The sequence below is a fragment of the Meinhardsimonia xiamenensis genome (assembly GCF_900102905.1).
In the GTDB taxonomy this organism is placed as follows: Bacteria; Pseudomonadota; Alphaproteobacteria; order Rhodobacterales; family Rhodobacteraceae; genus Meinhardsimonia; species Meinhardsimonia xiamenensis.
In genome coordinates, this window is the sequence record NZ_FNFV01000007.1 from 104,578 (window position 1) to 120,211 (window position 15,634).

The following is a 15,634-nucleotide window of genomic DNA, read 5'->3' on the forward strand; positions in this document are numbered from 1 at the left end:
GTCAGGGATGCAGCTTTCCGATTTCGATTTCGACCTGCCCGAGGAGCTGATCGCCACGCGCCCGGCGCGCCCGCGCAGCGCTGCGCGTCTTCTGGTGGCCAGCCGGTCGCAGATGGTGGATGCGCGCGTTTTCGAACTGCCGCGCCTCCTGCGCGCGGGCGATCTTCTCGTGCTCAACGACACGCGGGTGATCCCGGCGCGGCTCGATGGCGTGCGCCGGCGCGAGACGGCACAAGGCCATGTCGAGGCTGGCATCGAGGCCACTCTTGTCGAGGCGCTGGGCGGGGGGCGGTGGCGCGCGCTGCTCAAGCCGCTGCGCAAGGTGCGTCCGGGCGAGAGACTCCACTTCGGAGCCGGGCTGGAGGCGGTCTGCGAGGCGCATGAGGAGGGGATGGCGCGACTTGCCTTCAACCTCGAAGGCGCGGCCTTCGAAGCGGCGCTGGCGGAGGCGGGCGCGATGCCGCTGCCTCCCTACATCGCCGCGCGCCGGCCTCCCGACGCCCAGGACCGGGAGGATTACCAGACCGTCTGGGCCGAGCGGCCGGGCTCGGTTGCCGCGCCGACCGCCTCGTTGCATTTCGACGCCCCGTTGCTGGCCGCGCTCGAGGCGGCGGGCGTCCGGTTTGCCCGCGTGACGCTGCATGTCGGCGCGGGCACCTTCCTGCCGGTCAAGACCGAGGACATCTCCCGCCACCGCATGCATGCCGAATGGGGCGAGGTCAGCGAGGCCGCAGCCGAGGCGATCAATGCCACCCGCCGGGCGGGCGGGCGGGTGATTCCGGTGGGCACCACAGCGTTGCGCGTGATCGAATCGGCCGCGCCGGAGCCGGGCCGCGTTGCCCCTTTCCGCGGGGAGACCGACATCTTCATCCGTCCCGGCTACGACTTCCGCATCGCCGACGGGCTGATGACCAACTTTCATCTTCCCAAGTCGACGCTGATGATGCTGGTGTCCGCGTTGATGGGGCTCGAGCGGATCCGCCAGATCTACGCCCATGCTGTCGCCGAGCGGTATCGATTCTTCTCCTACGGCGATGCCTCGCTGCTACTGCCGGGCGGGCTGTGAGAGGGCGGCTGCCGGTCGCGGCGCCGCCCCGGCATGACCTCGCTGCATGACCGCGCTGCATGACCCCATTGACAAGGCTCCCTCGATGCTCCAGATACCGCGCACCGGATGAAGGCCGGGGCCGTAGCTCAGTTGGGAGAGCGCGTCGTTCGCAATGACGAGGTCAGGGGTTCGATTCCCCTCGGCTCCACCATTTTCCAGCTCGACGCATCAGGACATGTCGCGGCGCGTGCCGATCCGCCGTGTCATGCAGCGGTGATCGTCCGGTAGGCGCCCAGGGCGCGCTGGCGGCTGGTGGCAAGATCAACGATTGGGGCCGGGTAGTCGCGCCCAAGCCGCAGCCCGGCGGCGGCCAGCGTCTCGCGCGGCGCGTCCCACGGGCGGTGCAGCCAGCGGTCCGGCAACCTGGAAAGCTCGGGCACGAAGCGCCGCACATAGACGCCGCGAGGATCGAACTTCTCGCCCTGCAGAACGGGGTTGAAGATGCGGAAATAGGGCGCCGCATCGGCGCCGCAGCCGGCCACCCATTGCCAGCTGGCGGCGTTGTTGGCGTGATCCGCATCGACGAGGCAGTCGCGGAACCAGCGCTCGCCCGCGCGCCAGTCGATCAGGAGATTCTTGACCAGAAATGACGCCGTGACCATGCGCACGCGGTTGTGCATCCAGCCCGTCTGCCACAGCTCGCGCATGCCGGCATCGACAAGCGGGATGCCCGTCTGCCCCCGCGTCCAGGCCGTGAAGGCGGCCTCGTCGTCGCGCCAGGGGAAGCGGGCGAACTCCGGCCTGAGGGGACGCTCGGCAAGATCGGGATTGTGCACCAGCAGGTTCCACGAGAACTCCCGCCATCCGAGCTCGGCGCGGAACTTGTCGGCGCCGGGCCCGGTCGCCGCGTGCCAGGCGGCATTGGGCGAGATCTCGCCGAAATGGAGATGCGGGGAGAGCCGGGAGGTGCCGTCCGCCCCCGGCATGTCACGCCGGGCGGGGTAGGCGGCAAGCCGCTCGGACACGAAGCGCGCGAGCCGCGCGGCGGCGGCCTTCTCGCCGACCTGCCAATGCGCCATCATGCCCTCGGCCCAAGGATGTTTCGGCCACAGATCGAGCGCGGCGAGGGGCAGCGCCTCGGCATCGCGTACCGCCTCGAAAGGCACGGCGGGGAGGGGCTGTCGCGGTGGCGGGGCGGCCAGACAGCCCTTGCGGTAGAAGGGCGTGAACACCCGGTAGGGCGTGCCATCGGGCTTCAGCGTCTCTTCCGGCTCCCAGAGCAGAAAACCGTTCTCGGCGTGCACCTCGCAGCCGGCTCCACGCAGCGCCGCCGAGACGGCCTCGTCACGGGTGGCCAAGGCGGGATCAGGCAGCCGCCCCCAGGTCACGAGGCGCGCGCCCCAGCGGGCTGCGAGGGCGGGCAACACATCCTGCGGCCGGCCCAGGTAGATGTTGAGCGCCCCGCCAAGGCTCTGGCCCAGCGCTTCGAGGGAGCGGTGCAGCCACGCACGGCCCGCCGCACCGAGCGCGGACTCGTCGGGGTGATCGGGGTCGGCGATGAACACCGGCAGAACCCGCCCCGCGCGCGCCGCCCGGGCGAGGGCGGGGTTGTCGGCCAGCCGCAGGTCGCGGCGGAACCAGTGGATGGCGGGCGGGGAGGCGGCCATCAGATGCGGAACAGCGGCTGCAGCAGCCGTGGCACGAGGCTGCGAAAGCGCAAGGGCGCGTCGGTGGCGGCAAGGCAGATGCAGGGCGCCTCGGGGCCGGCGACGGGCGTGTGCTCGAGGCTTTCATCGGCGACCTCCACATCGCCCACGCCGTAATGGCCGGTCTCGTCCGAAAAGCTGCCCTGCAGCACCATGGTCAGCTCAAGCCCTCCATGGGAATGGTCCGGCACCGCCGTGCCCGGCGGAATGTAGAGAAGCCGCGCCGATCCCTCCGCGTCCTGCGCGAGGATCGCCTGCCGGATGCCGCCGCCTAGGCGCTTCCACCGCGGCGGCCTGCCCTTCAGGGCCTGCGCCACCGGTCCGGGGTAGATGCCCATGCGCTCGGGCGGTGCCTCGTCGGGCAGCTCGGGCGACTGGTCGAGCCGGGCAAGAAGCCTCTCGCGGAGCCCGGCATCGCCTTCCGGCGCAGGGGCGGGCTCAAGGCTGTCAAGGATGGCGCCGGCCGCAAGCTCCTCGGCCGCAAGCCGGGCGCGGCACTCGTCGCAAAGCGAGACATGGGCGGCCACCACCGTGGCAAAGCTCGCCGGCAGACTGCCCGCGACATAGGCCCGGATCAGCCGAGGGGGAATGTGATGGCGTATGGTCATGTCTGTCTCAGGTCTTTCAGGCTGTGCCTCAAGCGCTCGAGCGCGAGGCGGATGCGGGATTTGACGGTGCCGAGCGGCAAGCCGGTCTCGTCGGAGATTTCGCGGTGGCTGAGCTCGCCCATGTAGGCCATCTCGACCATGCGGCGCTGCTCGGGCGGCAGGTCGGCGAGGGCGGCGCGCAGCCGTGCCGCCTCGGCCTGGAGCGCGATCGCCTCGCCCGGGTCGGGCTCGGGCGGCCCCTCGACCTTCAGCGCCTCGGGCATCGGGCGGGCGTCGCGCCGAACGATGTCAATGTGCCGGTTGCGCACGATCCGGTAGATCCAGGCCGAGGCCGAGGCCTGCGCCGGGTCGAACTGATGCGCCTTCTGCCATACCCGCAGCATGCCGTCCTGGATGACATCGTCGGCCGCGGCGCCGGTGCAGTTCATCCGCGCGAGCATGGCCCGCAGCCGCGGGGCGTAGAAATCGAAGAGCCGCACGAAAGCCTCGCGGTCCCGCCGGTCGCGCACCGCGATGAGCCAGATCGTCGCCTCGTCCATGCCCGGCTCCTGTGCCCCAGGCGGCGGCGCACTCGCCTCGTCACCTTCGCTCATGTTCAGCGGCTCGTTCCTCTTGCGATCGGCGCGGGCAATTTTTGACGGGCCTGTCCGCCCCCGCCCGGTGGAACGCTCCCTGACATCTGTGATGGGGTCAAGCTGCATCATGTCGGCTTTACGCATCTTGCCCGTCACCGGATCACCCGGGGGCGACGAAAAACGCAAAAAGGCTGTTGGCGATTGATCCGCCCCCGTGCCGTGGGCGTAGTCATCATGCCAGCACGCGGAGAACACCGAGCATGCCACTTGACGCCAGATCAGCTCAGCGACCACGCATCGCCGTCGTCGGCGGGGGGATCACCGGCCTGTCCGCCGCGCTCGACCTCGCCCCGCACGCGCGGGTGACGCTGATCGAGGCCGCGCCGCGGCTCGGCGGGCATGCGCGCACCGTTCTGGCGGGGCGGCACGGCGACCGGCCCGTCGATACCGGTTTCATCGTCTTCAACCACGCGACTTACCCTCGCCTCGCGCGCCTCTTCACCGATCTCGAGGTGCCCATCGAGAGGAGCGACATGAGCTTCGGCGTCAGCCTCGACGGCGGGCGCTTCGAATACGCGCTGCGCTCGCTCGGCAGCCTGTTTGCCCAGCGCCGCCGCGCGCTCGATCCGCGCTTTCTGCGCATGATCGGCGACATCCTGCGCTTCAATGCCCGTGCTGAGGCGGTCGCCGAGGCAGCTCCCGAGGAGATGACGCTCGACGAGCTTCTCGATGCGCTTGGAATGGGGCGCTGGTTCCGCGAGCGCTACCTGCGCCCGCTCACCGGCGCGATCTGGTCCACCCCCGAGGCCGAGATGGGCGCGTTTCCGGCCCGTGCGCTGATCCGCTTCATGCGCAACCACGCGCTGATGAGTGCGGGCGGGCAGCATCAGTGGTTCACCGTCTCGGGCGGATCGCGGGAATACGTCCGCCGAATCGAGGCGCGCCTGCGCGCGGCGGCGGTCGAGATCCGCACCGGCTGCCTCGTGCGCTGCATCAGCCGGCAGGCGGGGCGCGCGAGCGTGCATCTGGCGGGCGGCGGCACCGTGGAGGTCGACGAGGTCGTTCTCGCCGTGCATGCCGACACTGCGCTGTCGCTGCTCGAGAGCCCGACGCCGGCCGAGCGGCGGCTTCTCGGTGCGATCCGTTTTCAGGACAACCGCGCGGTGCTGCACGGTGACGAAGCACTGATGCCGCGTCGGCGCGCGGTCTGGTCGTCGTGGGTCTATCAGGGCGATCGGCGCGAGGACGGCCGGCGGATCGGGGTCAGTTACTGGATGAACCGGCTGCAGAACATACCCGAAAGCGACCCGCTTTTCGTGACGCTGAACCCGGTGCGCGCGCCGCGCGAGGAGGCGATCTATGACGAGCACGTCTTCCGCCACCCCGTGTTCGATGCCGCCGCGCTGGCCGCGCAGCGCCGTTTGCCCGACATTCAGGGAATGAACGGCACATGGTTCGCCGGCGCCTGGGCGCGCAACGGCTTTCACGAAGACGGCATCGCCGCGGCGCGCCGCGTGACACGCGCGCTCCTGGCCGAGATCAGGGCCCGCCGCGCCGGGGCGGCGCGGGAGGTCGCGTGACCGGACCCGCCATGAACGAGCCGCTCTGGATGACGGGCCAGACCACCCATGCGCGTCTCGGCGGTCCCGAGCACCGCTTCACCCATGCCGTGGATCAGGTGCTGATCGACCCCGAGGCGGCGCGCGCGGGGCCCGCGCTTTTCGGCCGCAACCGCTGGAACATCGCCTCGGTGCGCGACCGCGATTACGGCTTTGCCCCGCTGCAGGGCGCGGCCTGGGCCCGCGATGCGGCCCGCCGGATGGGTCTTGGCGAGGCCGATACCGCGCCCTTGCGCCTTCTGACCTCGCCGAGGCTTCTCGGCGGGGGCTTCAACCCGGTGAGCTTCTGGTTCTTTCTCGGCCCCTCGGGCCGTCCGCGCGCGGTGATCGCCGAGGTCAACAACACCTACGGCGACCGGCACGCCTATTTCTGCCACCTTCCCGGCTTTCCCGAGCTCGGCCCCGCGGAGGAGATCACCGCGCGCAAGATCTTCCACGTCTCGCCGTTTCAGGAGGTCGCCGGCGACTACGCCTTTCGCTTCGCGATCGGCCCGCGCCGGGTGGCGATCCGCATCATCCACCGGGGGCCGTCGGGAGGGCTCGTGGCAAGCCTGTCGGGCCGGCTCGCGCCGATGACAAACCGCCACATCCTGCGCGCGCTTGCCCGCCAGCCGCTGGCGCCCATCCGCACGCGCGCTCTCATCCACTGGCAGGCGCTCAGGCTCTGGCTGAAGGGCGCGCCCTTCCGCCCGCGCCCCCTGCCGCCGACAACGGAGATCAGCCGATGAGTGTTCTCGACAGCGCCCTGAAGCGTGGCTTCCTTTCCGCCTGCGAGGCCATCCGCGATGGCAGTCTCGAGCTTGTCACCCCCGAGGGGCACCACCACCGCTTCGGTGCGGGAGGCCCCGAGGCGGTGCTGGAGCTGAAGGACTGGGCCGCCGCGCGGATGGTGGCGTTGCGCGGCGATGTGGGCTTCGGCGAGGCCTTCGTGCGCGGGTTGTGGGACAGCCCGTCGGTGGAGGCGGTGGTGACGGTGGCGGCGCGCAATCTTCGCGCCATCGGCTCGCGCGCCCGTCCCGCCTGGCCGGTGGCGCTCGCCTTCCGCCTTGCCGACCGGGTGCTCAACGCCAACAGCCCGCGCGGTGCGGCGCGCAACATTCGCGCCCATTATGACGTGGGCAACGAGTTCTATGTCCACTGGCTCGACCGCTCCATGACGTATTCCTCGGCCCTGTTCGCCGAGGGCGATGACCTCGAGGCCGCACAGGCGCGCAAATACGCGCGCATCCTCGGCCGCCTCGCCCCCGGCGAACGGGTGCTGGAGATCGGCTGCGGCTGGGGCGGCTTCGCCGAGGCGGCTGCCGATCAGGGCAGGCAGGTGACCGGCATCACCATCTCGCCCGCCCAGAAGGCCTGGGCCGATGCGCGCCTTGACGGGCGCGCCGAGATCCGCCTGCAGGACTACCGCCGGACCGAGGGCCGTTACGACAACATCGTCTCGATCGAGATGATCGAGGCGGTGGGCGAGCGTTACTGGCCGGTCTATTTCGCCACCCTCAAGGCGCGGCTCGCCGAGGGCGGAAGGGCGATGCTGCAGGCCATCACCGTGCCCGACGGGAATTTTGCCGCCTACCGGGCAAGCTCCGACTACATCCGCCGCCATGTGTTTCCGGGGGGCATGCTGCTCAGCGAGAGCGTGATCCGCCGCGAGACGGCGCGGGCGGGGCTCGAGGTGCGGGAGGTCTTCGCATTCGGGCAGGACTACGCGCGCACGCTCCGGCTCTGGCGCGATCGAATGCTCGCGGCCCGGCCCCGGCTTGAGCGGCTCGGGTTTGACGCGCCGTTCCTGCGCGGCTGGCTCTACTACCTTGAAAGCTGCGCCGCCGCCTTCGCGATCGGGCGCACCAATGTGCTGCAGGTGGAGCTCGCCCATGGCTGAGCTCGCAGCGAACCGACGAAACGCGCCGCCGAGGCCGCGCGCATGAGGAGACACGTGATGACCACCCTCTTTCTCCTGGCGCTGATCGGCGCGGGGCTCTACGCCTGGCCGCGGCTGATGGGCTTCGAGGCCCAGCGACCCGAGGACTACGCCGCGACCACGCCCGCCTTCGACATCCGCACCCATCTTGCGGGCCCGATCGTGGCCGAGGGCGTGATCTTCGGCCCGGCTGGCCGTGTGAGCCAGCGCTTCGTGGCGGATATGGAAGGCAGCTGGGATGGCGCCGCAGGGCGTCTTACCGAGGCGTTCCGCTATTCGAGCGGCGCCGCGCAGCTGCGCGAATGGACGCTGCGCGTGGGCAACGACGGCGAGATCATCGGCACCGCGCCCGACATCATCGGCGAGGCGCGCGGCCGTCAGTCGGGCGCCACGGTGATGCTGCGCTACCGGCTGCGCCTGCCCGAGAGCGCCGGCGGCCATGTGCTCGACGTGGTGGACTGGCTCTACCTCACCGAGGACGGAACGATCCTGAACAAGTCCGTCATGCGCAAGTTCGGCATCAAGGTGGCCGAGCTGATCGCCACCATGCGCCCGGCGCAGACCCCCCGGCAGGAGGCGTCGATCGTTGCGGAGTGATCCCTTCACCGGCCGGCACTGGTGGGTGATCGGCGCCTCCGAGGGCCTCGGACGCGCGCTCGCCGTGGAGCTCGCGGCGGCGGGCGCAACCGTCACGGCGTCGGCCCGCAGCGCCGAGCGCCTCGAGGCGCTGGCCCGCGAGGTGCCGAGCATCACGGCGCTGCCGATGGACGTGACCGACGACGCCGCGGTTGTCGCCGCCTGCGCGGCGGTGGGCGCGCCTTTCGGCGTCATCTACGCGGCGGGCGCCTATGGGCCGATGAGCGCGCGCGCCTGGCGCCCCGGCGCGGCCGAGGCAATGGCCGAGGTCAACTTCACTGGCGCGCTGCGCGTGCTCTCCCGCCTTGTGCCGGACATGCACGCGCGCGGGGAAGGGCGGGTGGTGCTGATCGGCTCGCTCGCCGGGTTTCGCGGCCTGCCGGGGGCGATCGGCTATGGCGCGTCGAAAGCGGCGCTGATGCATCTGGCCGAGAACCTGCGCGCCGACCTGCGCGGGGCGGGGGTGCGCGTCCAGCGGGTCAATCCCGGCTTCATCCGCACCCGCCTGACGGCCAGGAACGATTTCGCCATGCCGCAGATCATGGAACCCGAGGAGGCCGCCTTGCGGGTGGTCGGCGCCATCCGCAGCGGGCGGTTCTCGACGAGCTTTCCGGCGCCCTTCGCATGGATCTTCACCCTGGGCCGCTTCCTGCCGCTGCCGCTCTTCCACGCGCTTTTCGGCCGGGCCAGGGCGGGGGATTGAGCGATGCGCACCCCGTCCGCCGCCGAAGCCGCGCAACAGGCGCCTGAGCTCACCGTCTTTTTCGACGGGGCCTGCCCGCTCTGCCGCGCCGAGATGGATTTCTGGCGCCGCCAGCCCGGCGCCGAGCGTATCGCCTTTGTCGATGTCGCGCGGGATGACACTGTCCTGCCAAGGGGGGTGGGCCGCGCGCAGGCGCGCGCGCGCTTTCATGTCGAGACCGCCGAGCGCCGGGTGATCTCGGGCGCGGCGGCCTTCCTTGCGCTGATCGCCACGCTGCCACGCCTGCGCTGGCTGGCCCGCATCGGCAGGCTGCCAGGTATCGCCCAGCTCCTCGAGCTGTCCTACCGCCTGTTTCTGCGCCTGCGTCCGGCGCTGGTCGCCGCCCATGTGCGATTGCGGCGCCATCGGAGCCGATGACGCGCATGGCCGCAGAAGCGGAGAGGGAGCGGCTTCCTGCCGCCCGCGCGGCGCTTCTCGCCGCCGCGCTCGCCGCCGTGGGTGTTCCTCTCTACATCCATGTGCCCCGCTTCGCGAGTGATGCGCTGGGCCTCCCGCTGGCTCAGGTCGGCGCGCTTCTGGGTCTCATCCGGCTCGTGGATGTTCTGCAGGATCCGCTCCTCGGCCGGTTGACCGACCGCTTTGCCGCACACCGGGCCGGGCTCGCCGCGCTGGCGCTGTGCGGGCTTGCGCTCGGGGTTGTCTGGGTCTTCGCCCTCACCCCGGTGCGGGGCGGCGCCCTGTCGCTTGCCGCGGGGCTGGTGGTGACCTTCACCGCCTACTCTCTCGGGACGGTGCTGCTCTATGGCCAGAGCGCCAGCATCGCCGGGTCCGGGACGCCAGCCGCGCAACTGCGGCTCGCCGGCGCGCGCGAGATGGGCATTCTGGCCGGCGTGGCACTCGGCGCCGTGGGGCCGCAGATTCTTGGGCGCCCATTTGGCGAGGCGGGCGCATACGCCGCCTTCGCCATCGCCGCCGCGGCGCTTGCCCTTGTTGCGGCAATGGTCTGCCGCCCGCTCTGGCAGCGCCCCGTCGTCGCCTCGGCACCGTTGCGGCTTCGCGCGCTTCGCCGCTCGGGCGCGGGCTGGCTGCTGGTATTGGGCTTCGTCAACGGGTTGCCGGTGGCGGTGACGACCACGCTGTTTCTCTTCTTCGTCGATCACCGTCTCGGCCTTCCGCACCTTGCAGGGGTCTTCCTGTTGATCTTCTTTGCCGCGGGCGGGCTCAGCGCTCCATTCTGGGGGCGGCTTGCGGCGCGCTTCGGCGCGCGTCCGGTGCTCGCCCTCGCCATGAGCCTTGCCATCGCGAGCTTCGTCTGGACCTGGGCGCTGCCATCGGGCGCGGCGCTGTCCTTCGGGCTCATCGCGGCTGCGTCGGGCGTGGCGCTGGGCGCCGACGGGGTGATCCTGACGGGTCTTCTGGCCTCCACGCTTGCGCGCGCGGAGCTGCCGGCAGGGCAGGTGTTCGGTATATGGAGCTTTCTGGCCAAGGCGTCGCTCGCGCTCGCCGCGGCGGTGATGCTGCCCGCCCTCGGCCTTGCCGGTTTCGATCCCGGCCGGGCCACCGACCCCGGCGCGCTTGCCGCGCTCAATGCCGCCTATGCGCTGGTGCCGTGCCTGCTCAAGCTCGTGGCGCTCGTACTGCTGGCGCTTCTGCCGCGCGCGCTCCTTGCAACCGGCGCGCATCCGTCAACCAGACCGGAGACCGCATGATGCCGTTTCTTCTCCTCCTCGCTCCTTTCCTCCTTGCCGTGATCGCCGCCGCCGCCAGCGGCGTCATCTTTCCCGCCGCCGGGCCGTGGTATCAGTCATTGAATGCCCCCTCCTTCCAACCGCCGAACTGGCTCTTCGGCCCGGTCTGGACCGTGCTTTACCTGATGATCGCCGTCTGTGGCGCGCGTCTGGCGGTGCAGGCCGGGCAGGGGGCGGGGCTTGCGGGGTTCGCGCTCGGGCTCTGGGCCTTGCAGATCACCCTGAATGCACTCTGGACACCGACCTTCTTCGGCGCCCATGCGCTTGGCGCGGCGCTCGTCATTATCGGCGCGCTCTGGCTCAGCATCGCCGCGCTGATGGCGACCGCCCTCCAGATCGACCGGCTCGCGGGTTGGCTGCTCGCGCCCTATCTCGGCTGGGTGAGCTTTGCCGCGGTGCTCAACTGGGCGTTCTGGCGCCTCAACTGACCCGGGCGACCTGTCACGGGCTGGAATTCGGCCGGCAACTCATGCAACACCGCATTGCGTCGCGCGCGCCTCGCGCGGGGCGCGTCGGGCGGGTCTGACGTCATCCCGACGTCAGCCGATGGGGTCGGTGCCCCGGCAGGCGAGGGCGCGCGCCGCTGCCCCGAACCCTCACAACGGTGGAGAAGTTGCATGAGTGTGCTCAGAAGTTTCAACCTTGAAGGCAGGACGGCGCTGGTGACGGGCTGTCGGCGTGGCATCGGGCGCGCCATGGCCGAGGCGCTCGCGGAGGCGGGAGCGGACATCATCGGAGTGTCGGCAAGCCTCACGGACGGCGATGCGGTGGCCGAGGCGGTGCGGGAGCGGGGCCGGTCCTTCCATGCCTACAGCTGCGATTTTTCCGACCGGGCCGCGGTGACGGAGTTCGCCGCCCGCGTGCAGGCCGATCACGGCACGCCCGATATACTGGTGAACAATGCCGGCACGATCCGCCGCAAGCCCGCCGCCGAGCACCCCGATGCATGGTGGGACGAGGTCATCGAGGTCAACCTGTCCTCCCAGTTCGTGATCTCGCGCGAGATCGGTCGCAACATGGTGGCGCGGGGCAGCGGCAAGATCATCTTCATCGCCTCGCTCCTGACCTTTCAGGGCGGCATCCACGTTCCCGGCTATGCCGCTTCAAAGGGCGGGATCGGGCAGCTGACAAAGGCACTGGCAAACGAGTGGGCCGGGCGCGGCGTGAACGTCAACGCCATCGCCCCCGGCTATGTCGCCACCGACAACACCGAGGCGCTGCGGGAGGATCCCGACCGCCACCGCGCCATTCTCGAACGCATCCCCCAGGGGCGCTGGGGCGAGCCGCGCGACTTTGCCGGCCCGGTGGTGTTTCTCGCCTCATCCGCCTCTGACTACGTCAACGGCGAAATCCTTGTCGTCGACGGCGGCTGGATGGCCCGCTGAGCGGCGAGGAACGACCGGGAACGGGCGTGATGCGGGGGCAGGCGCAGGGCTCCGGCCATGCCGGCTCCCGTCAGCTGACCTCGCGGGCGGGGAACACGGCCGACAGCGGCACGGCGCGGCGCAGATCGCGGGAGATCCTGACGAGCTGGCCAAACCCGCTCCGCCGGCCGGTCGAGGCGCATGGACACCTTGATTAACTCAGCCTCGACAAGCTTGTGACTGGCGCGAACCGCGGTCTTGCCCGCCCGGAACGTCGAACGAGCGCTTCCGGGTCTCCACAGATCCCGTGTTAGGCCGCTCGCGCGGCGTTTGGGCGACGATATCCGTCACTCCTCCGCTTCCCTTTGCTCAAGATACACAAGCCGCTTCATGTTTTAGGCGAGTCCCCCGTGATTTTCGCTCCGTATTCCCTTCACCCAATCACCGTCTCCTGTCGCCACGTCCCCGGGAGTGCCCTGAGCCCCAAGGCACGCGCCAGAATCCAGAGCCTAGGAGGCTCGAGCCAGCGGGCGAGGAGGCGCAGGTTGTGGCCGGCGGCGCAGAGCAGCGCGTTGATCGCATCGCCGTCGGGGCCGGCGAGGTGGTTTCGTTCCAGCAGGCCATCCGCCTTCATGTGGCCGATGACCGGCTCGATCGCGTTGCGTCGTCGCATCTCGCGCCGGATGGTGGGTGAAGTGATGCCGCGCGTGTGGCTGAGGATCACCTCGAGCCCTTCGCGCTCGACGCCATGGCCACGGTAGCCGCGGTCGGCGTAGACGCGCTTCACGCGCCGGCCGGTGAGCCGCTCGGTCTGGTCGATCTGCGCCGCGAGGCTGTGGCCGTCATAGGGGTTGCCGGGCAGCGTGCGGGCGCCAAGGACGAACTGCCCGCCCTTGCAACGCTCGTTCGTCGTGGCGAAGGACGCCTTCACGCCGAACTCGTAGCGGCTGCGCGCCTTGCCTTTCCCGATGCATTCCACTTCCGGCGCGTGCAGCGCATGGAGCTTGCCGCTGTCGCCGGGCGTCTGGGTGAGGAGCTTCCCGGCGCGTTCGAGGGCGGTGGCGAAGGCGGCCTCGAGCTCCGGTTTGCCCTCGGTCTTGCGGCGGATGTCGCGGGTGAGCCGGCCGAGCCAGGTGCGCATCTTCCCGACCCACCTGAGGCCCTGCCCGTGGCCGCGGCCGTGCATCAGCCGGGCCGCCTCGCGCCGCGCCCGGACCATCACGCGGGAAAAGGACTGCCGCAGCTTCACGCACTGGCGCTTCGCGATCCGGTTCAGCCACTCGGTCGCGCGCAGGATGAGATGGCTGTCGGTCGGATGCGCCACCGCCTTCGTCTGCACGGTGGTATCCACGGTGATCCGCTCGAGCTGGCGCTCGTTCACCGCCCCGGTCTCGAGCGCGAGCCGGATGGTCTCGGCCAGCAGAAGTTCGATCTCCTCCGCGCCGATCCGCTTGCGCCAGCGCGTCATCGAGGAGCGGTCGAAAGGCAGGCGGTGCTGGAAGTGGGTCTCGCCACAGAACGCCTGAAAATACGGGTTCTCCAGCCAGACCGCGCAGAGCTCCTCGTCGCTGAGCCCCTTCATGTGCTTCAACAGATGCAGCCCGACCATCAGCCGGGTGCGCAGGCCGCGCCGGCCCTTGGCCGGGTGATAATACGCTCCGAACGCATCATCGAAGCGCTCCCAGTCGATCAGAGCGGCAAGCCGGATCAGCTCGTGCTCGGGATCGAGGATGGCCTCGAGCGAGGCGCGGAAGAGGTCGGCGTTTTCGGGCGCGGACTTGGCGGGGCGCATGGGCTCACTCCGTCACGGGGGCGGTGTGAGCGGAGTTCATCACGGCGGCCCAAGGAGGGGAATCCCCCGCGCACATGCGTGCGCGAATTTGCAAGGTTTTGCGCGGGAAAACGGCGGAACCTTGTGAACAATGATATTTGGAATCCAGGAAATGCCGTTCGGCATCAGGTGGTTGGAAGAAGATCACGGGTGACTTGCTGGGGTGAGCGGGCCGGACGGCCGGTTAACGCGATCTTTAGTCAAATCGTCGATGATCGCGCGACCGACCGCAGAGGCTCTCCATCATGACCATCACCTACACCGAGGCCTATCGGGCGGCCTTCGTCGGATATCTCCGCTAGGGAACACCGATCCGCCTGTCGCTGAAACAAGCAGGGATCACGGATCAGTATGTCTGGCGCACCCGGCGCGACGAGCGCGTGCGTCGGTCGCGCCGAATGAATGACGGCCGCGTGTGCTCATGGTCCGATCCGCCCGCCACCGGGCATCCCGGCGACGACTACAACTGCCGTTGCGAAGCGGTCCCCTTCGTCGCTGGCGAGACCGAGTTCGGATTTCACGAGTTCACCACGAGCCTCGCGTCGAGTTATGCTCGGTGGAGCACGGAGGACTTCTGGGATCACTACCGAAACGGAAATGGTCGTGCGGTAAGTCTGCTGGAAATCGGCCATCTCAGAGAGATCGCCGAACAATATGCTTATGACGACGGTATTGAAGGTGCGTTCCGTAGGCTTGCAGACCAGATTGCCGACGAAGCGCGTAAAGGTGGATCGCGTAATTTCACCTATGATTTCGAATTTGTTTATGATTTCGGCTCAGTGGACTTTGCTCACGGCGACGGAACCGTTCGCGGAGTGTTCGTTGGTTCGGCCGTGCGAAATGGCCGTATGATTACCATCAATGGCAATACGCGTTTTGAATTCCACGACATTTTCCAGGATCCGTTTGACATTGGCGTTGAGGTAGGCGTGCCGTACCGCATCTATGGAGACTGGACCGCACGGTTCTCGGCGGAAGTCCTCGCGCAACGCGAGGACAGCAACTTTCGTCAGAGGCTGAAAAGCGATTGATGGCGAGGAATCAGCTGACAAGGCGCTTGCTGTTTGCGTCACTGGCAGTGACGTTCGTATTCGTCGGCGCATTGTTGACCATCGTCATGCTGGGATGGACGTCGCGGTTTCGGGATCAGGTCACACTCCCTAATGGCATGGTCTTGGTTCGATCGTTCGATTGGTCTCGTTCTGGGCGGAACGACCTACTTACAACGAACGGGGAGGATATCCTCGCTCGAAACATTGAAGGCATCTGCTTCAACGACCGCTATGTTCTTGTTCAGTCCTATGACTGGCGGTCCACCGGCCTTTACGACGCCGAGACCAACGGCCCGGTGCGGGTGGATTATGCTGAAGCCATTAGGATTAGCGGTCTGAGCCACGGAAGTGGCTGCGATGGCTACTACACCAGCTGGGTTGGTCCTGGTCTCCTCTACGACGGTAACGCTGCTCCATTTCTTCCCAGTTGCTCTTCGCGGAACGTCGAGAATGGGGCGCTCAGGGACCGCAAGTTGTTCACTTAACCTTCTTTCCGTGCGATAAGGGGAAAGGAGGAAGACCCAATGGGACAATCATCGACATCGAAGAAACGCAGGTCGCGGGACGCGGCGACGAAGATGGCCGAGCAGCGTCTGAGCGTGCTGGAGCTGGCCAGGAAGCTTGGCAACGTGGCCGAGGCCTGCCGGCGGCGGGGCATGGACCGGACCAGCTTCTACGAGTGGCGCCGGCGGTTTCAGACCCACGGCTTCGAGGGGCTGAAGGACCTGCCGCCGATCCACAAGAGCCACCCGCAGACGACGCCGCCCGAGACGGTTGAGAAGATCAAGGCGCTGGCGCTCGAGCACCCCGCCTATGGCTGCAACCG

The 15,634-nt window shown here is 69.0% G+C and carries 16 protein-coding genes and 1 tRNA gene; 13 read left to right on the forward strand and 4 right to left on the reverse strand.

All coding sequences use genetic code 11. The features are described 5' to 3' along the window. Window positions 1–7: 7 nt before the first annotated feature. Both queA and BLQ14_RS13555 read left to right on the forward strand, forming a co-directional pair. Window positions 8–1,066 carry a tRNA preQ1(34) S-adenosylmethionine ribosyltransferase-isomerase QueA gene (gene queA / locus BLQ14_RS13550; RefSeq protein ID WP_092501105.1) on the forward strand — a complete coding sequence of 353 codons (1,059 nt, stop codon included), beginning with the start codon at window positions 8–10 and terminating at the stop codon, window positions 1,064–1,066. A 117-nt stretch (window positions 1,067–1,183) separates the two neighbouring features. After that, window positions 1,184–1,259, forward strand: a tRNA-Ala gene (locus BLQ14_RS13555). A 52-nt stretch (window positions 1,260–1,311) separates the two neighbouring features. On the opposite strand, the gene BLQ14_RS13560 is transcribed toward BLQ14_RS13555, so the two are convergent. Genes BLQ14_RS13560 through BLQ14_RS15560 form a run of 3 tightly spaced genes read right to left on the reverse strand, consistent with a single transcriptional unit; the run spans window position 1,312 to window position 4,231 of the window. After that, a complete protein-coding gene (locus BLQ14_RS13560) occupies window positions 1,312–2,715 on the reverse strand; it encodes a cryptochrome/photolyase family protein (protein ID WP_092501106.1) in 1,404 nt (467 codons plus the stop codon). Then, window positions 2,715–3,362 carry a ChrR family anti-sigma-E factor gene (locus BLQ14_RS13565; RefSeq protein ID WP_092501107.1) on the reverse strand — a complete coding sequence of 216 codons (648 nt, stop codon included), beginning with the start codon at window positions 3,360–3,362 and terminating at the stop codon, window positions 2,715–2,717. Before BLQ14_RS13565 ends, BLQ14_RS13560 begins: the two co-directional genes overlap by 1 nt. Next, window positions 3,359–4,231 (reverse strand): sigma-70 family RNA polymerase sigma factor, encoded by an 873-nt coding sequence (locus BLQ14_RS15560; RefSeq protein WP_245657115.1) that lies wholly within the window; start codon window positions 4,229–4,231, stop codon window positions 3,359–3,361. The genes BLQ14_RS13565 and BLQ14_RS15560 overlap by 4 nt, the downstream gene beginning before the upstream one ends. Between BLQ14_RS15560 and BLQ14_RS13575 the strand changes: the two genes are divergently transcribed. From BLQ14_RS13575 to BLQ14_RS13615, 9 genes are all read left to right on the forward strand, one after another. Beyond that, complete coding sequence (locus tag BLQ14_RS13575; RefSeq protein ID WP_092501109.1) at window positions 4,198–5,517, forward strand: NAD(P)/FAD-dependent oxidoreductase; 1,320 nt, start codon at window positions 4,198–4,200, stop codon at window positions 5,515–5,517. The genes BLQ14_RS15560 and BLQ14_RS13575 overlap by 34 nt on opposite strands. Continuing rightward, on the forward strand, window positions 5,514–6,284 hold the full coding sequence (locus tag BLQ14_RS13580) for a DUF1365 domain-containing protein (RefSeq protein WP_342670246.1): 771 nt from the start codon (window positions 5,514–5,516) through the stop codon (window positions 6,282–6,284). The genes BLQ14_RS13575 and BLQ14_RS13580 overlap by 4 nt, the downstream gene beginning before the upstream one ends. Continuing rightward, window positions 6,281–7,435, forward strand: coding sequence for an SAM-dependent methyltransferase (locus BLQ14_RS13585; protein ID WP_092501111.1), 1,155 nt, complete (start codon window positions 6,281–6,283; stop codon window positions 7,433–7,435). Before BLQ14_RS13580 ends, BLQ14_RS13585 begins: the two co-directional genes overlap by 4 nt. Before the next feature lie 57 nt (window positions 7,436–7,492). Next, complete coding sequence (locus BLQ14_RS13590) at window positions 7,493–8,071, forward strand: DUF3833 domain-containing protein (RefSeq protein ID WP_092501112.1); 579 nt, start codon at window positions 7,493–7,495, stop codon at window positions 8,069–8,071. Beyond that, a complete protein-coding gene (locus tag BLQ14_RS13595; protein ID WP_092501113.1) occupies window positions 8,061–8,813 on the forward strand; it encodes an SDR family NAD(P)-dependent oxidoreductase in 753 nt (250 codons plus the stop codon). The genes BLQ14_RS13590 and BLQ14_RS13595 overlap by 11 nt, the downstream gene beginning before the upstream one ends. Window positions 8,814–8,816: 3 nt before the next feature. Next, window positions 8,817–9,230 (forward strand): thiol-disulfide oxidoreductase DCC family protein, encoded by a 414-nt coding sequence (locus BLQ14_RS13600; RefSeq protein ID WP_092501114.1) that lies wholly within the window; start codon window positions 8,817–8,819, stop codon window positions 9,228–9,230. Between the two features lie 5 nt (window positions 9,231–9,235). Further along, window positions 9,236–10,522 (forward strand): MFS transporter, encoded by a 1,287-nt coding sequence (locus BLQ14_RS13605; protein WP_092501129.1) that lies wholly within the window; start codon window positions 9,236–9,238, stop codon window positions 10,520–10,522. Beyond that, window positions 10,522–10,989: a TspO/MBR family protein gene (locus tag BLQ14_RS13610; RefSeq protein WP_092501130.1), complete on the forward strand. Its 468-nt coding sequence runs from the start codon at window positions 10,522–10,524 to the stop codon at window positions 10,987–10,989. The genes BLQ14_RS13605 and BLQ14_RS13610 overlap by 1 nt, the downstream gene beginning before the upstream one ends. A gap of 189 nt (window positions 10,990–11,178) precedes the next feature. Then, window positions 11,179–11,946, forward strand: a complete 768-nt coding sequence (locus tag BLQ14_RS13615) for an SDR family oxidoreductase (RefSeq protein ID WP_092501115.1) — start codon at window positions 11,179–11,181, stop codon at window positions 11,944–11,946. 412 nt (window positions 11,947–12,358) lie between these two features. On the opposite strand, the gene BLQ14_RS13620 is transcribed toward BLQ14_RS13615, so the two are convergent. Continuing rightward, entirely contained in the window at window positions 12,359–13,717 is a 1,359-nt protein-coding gene (locus BLQ14_RS13620; protein ID WP_092501116.1) for an IS5 family transposase, read from the reverse strand. A gap of 377 nt (window positions 13,718–14,094) precedes the next feature. Here BLQ14_RS13620 and BLQ14_RS13625 point away from each other — a divergent pair, with 377 nt between their 5' ends. After that, window positions 14,095–14,787 carry a phage minor head protein gene (locus BLQ14_RS13625; RefSeq protein WP_281220856.1) on the forward strand — a complete coding sequence of 231 codons (693 nt, stop codon included), beginning with the start codon at window positions 14,095–14,097 and terminating at the stop codon, window positions 14,785–14,787. A gap of 545 nt (window positions 14,788–15,332) precedes the next feature. Beyond that, window positions 15,333–15,634 (forward strand): helix-turn-helix domain-containing protein (locus BLQ14_RS13635; RefSeq protein ID WP_143004500.1); only part of this gene is annotated, 302 nt, incomplete at its 3' end.

What these genes read in the sequence shown, in the direction of transcription:
- queA (WP_092501105.1), top strand. Translation starts at nt 8, where the DNA reads ATGCAGCTTTCCGATTTCGATTTCGACCTGCCCGAGGAGCTGATCGCC.
- BLQ14_RS13560 (WP_092501106.1), bottom strand. Translation starts at nt 2,715, where the DNA reads ATGGCCGCCTCCCCGCCCGCCATCCACTGGTTCCGCCGCGACCTGCGG.
- BLQ14_RS13565 (WP_092501107.1), bottom strand. Translation starts at nt 3,362, where the DNA reads ATGACCATACGCCATCACATTCCCCCTCGGCTGATCCGGGCCTATGTC.
- BLQ14_RS13575 (WP_092501109.1), top strand. Translation starts at nt 4,198, where the DNA reads ATGCCACTTGACGCCAGATCAGCTCAGCGACCACGCATCGCCGTCGTC.
- BLQ14_RS13585 (WP_092501111.1), top strand. Translation starts at nt 6,281, where the DNA reads ATGAGTGTTCTCGACAGCGCCCTGAAGCGTGGCTTCCTTTCCGCCTGC.
- BLQ14_RS13590 (WP_092501112.1), top strand. Translation starts at nt 7,493, where the DNA reads ATGACCACCCTCTTTCTCCTGGCGCTGATCGGCGCGGGGCTCTACGCC.
- BLQ14_RS13600 (WP_092501114.1), top strand. Translation starts at nt 8,817, where the DNA reads ATGCGCACCCCGTCCGCCGCCGAAGCCGCGCAACAGGCGCCTGAGCTC.
- BLQ14_RS13605 (WP_092501129.1), top strand. Translation starts at nt 9,236, where the DNA reads ATGGCCGCAGAAGCGGAGAGGGAGCGGCTTCCTGCCGCCCGCGCGGCG.
- BLQ14_RS13610 (WP_092501130.1), top strand. Translation starts at nt 10,522, where the DNA reads ATGCCGTTTCTTCTCCTCCTCGCTCCTTTCCTCCTTGCCGTGATCGCC.
- BLQ14_RS13615 (WP_092501115.1), top strand. Translation starts at nt 11,179, where the DNA reads ATGAGTGTGCTCAGAAGTTTCAACCTTGAAGGCAGGACGGCGCTGGTG.
- BLQ14_RS13620 (WP_092501116.1), bottom strand. Translation starts at nt 13,717, where the DNA reads ATGCGCCCCGCCAAGTCCGCGCCCGAAAACGCCGACCTCTTCCGCGCC.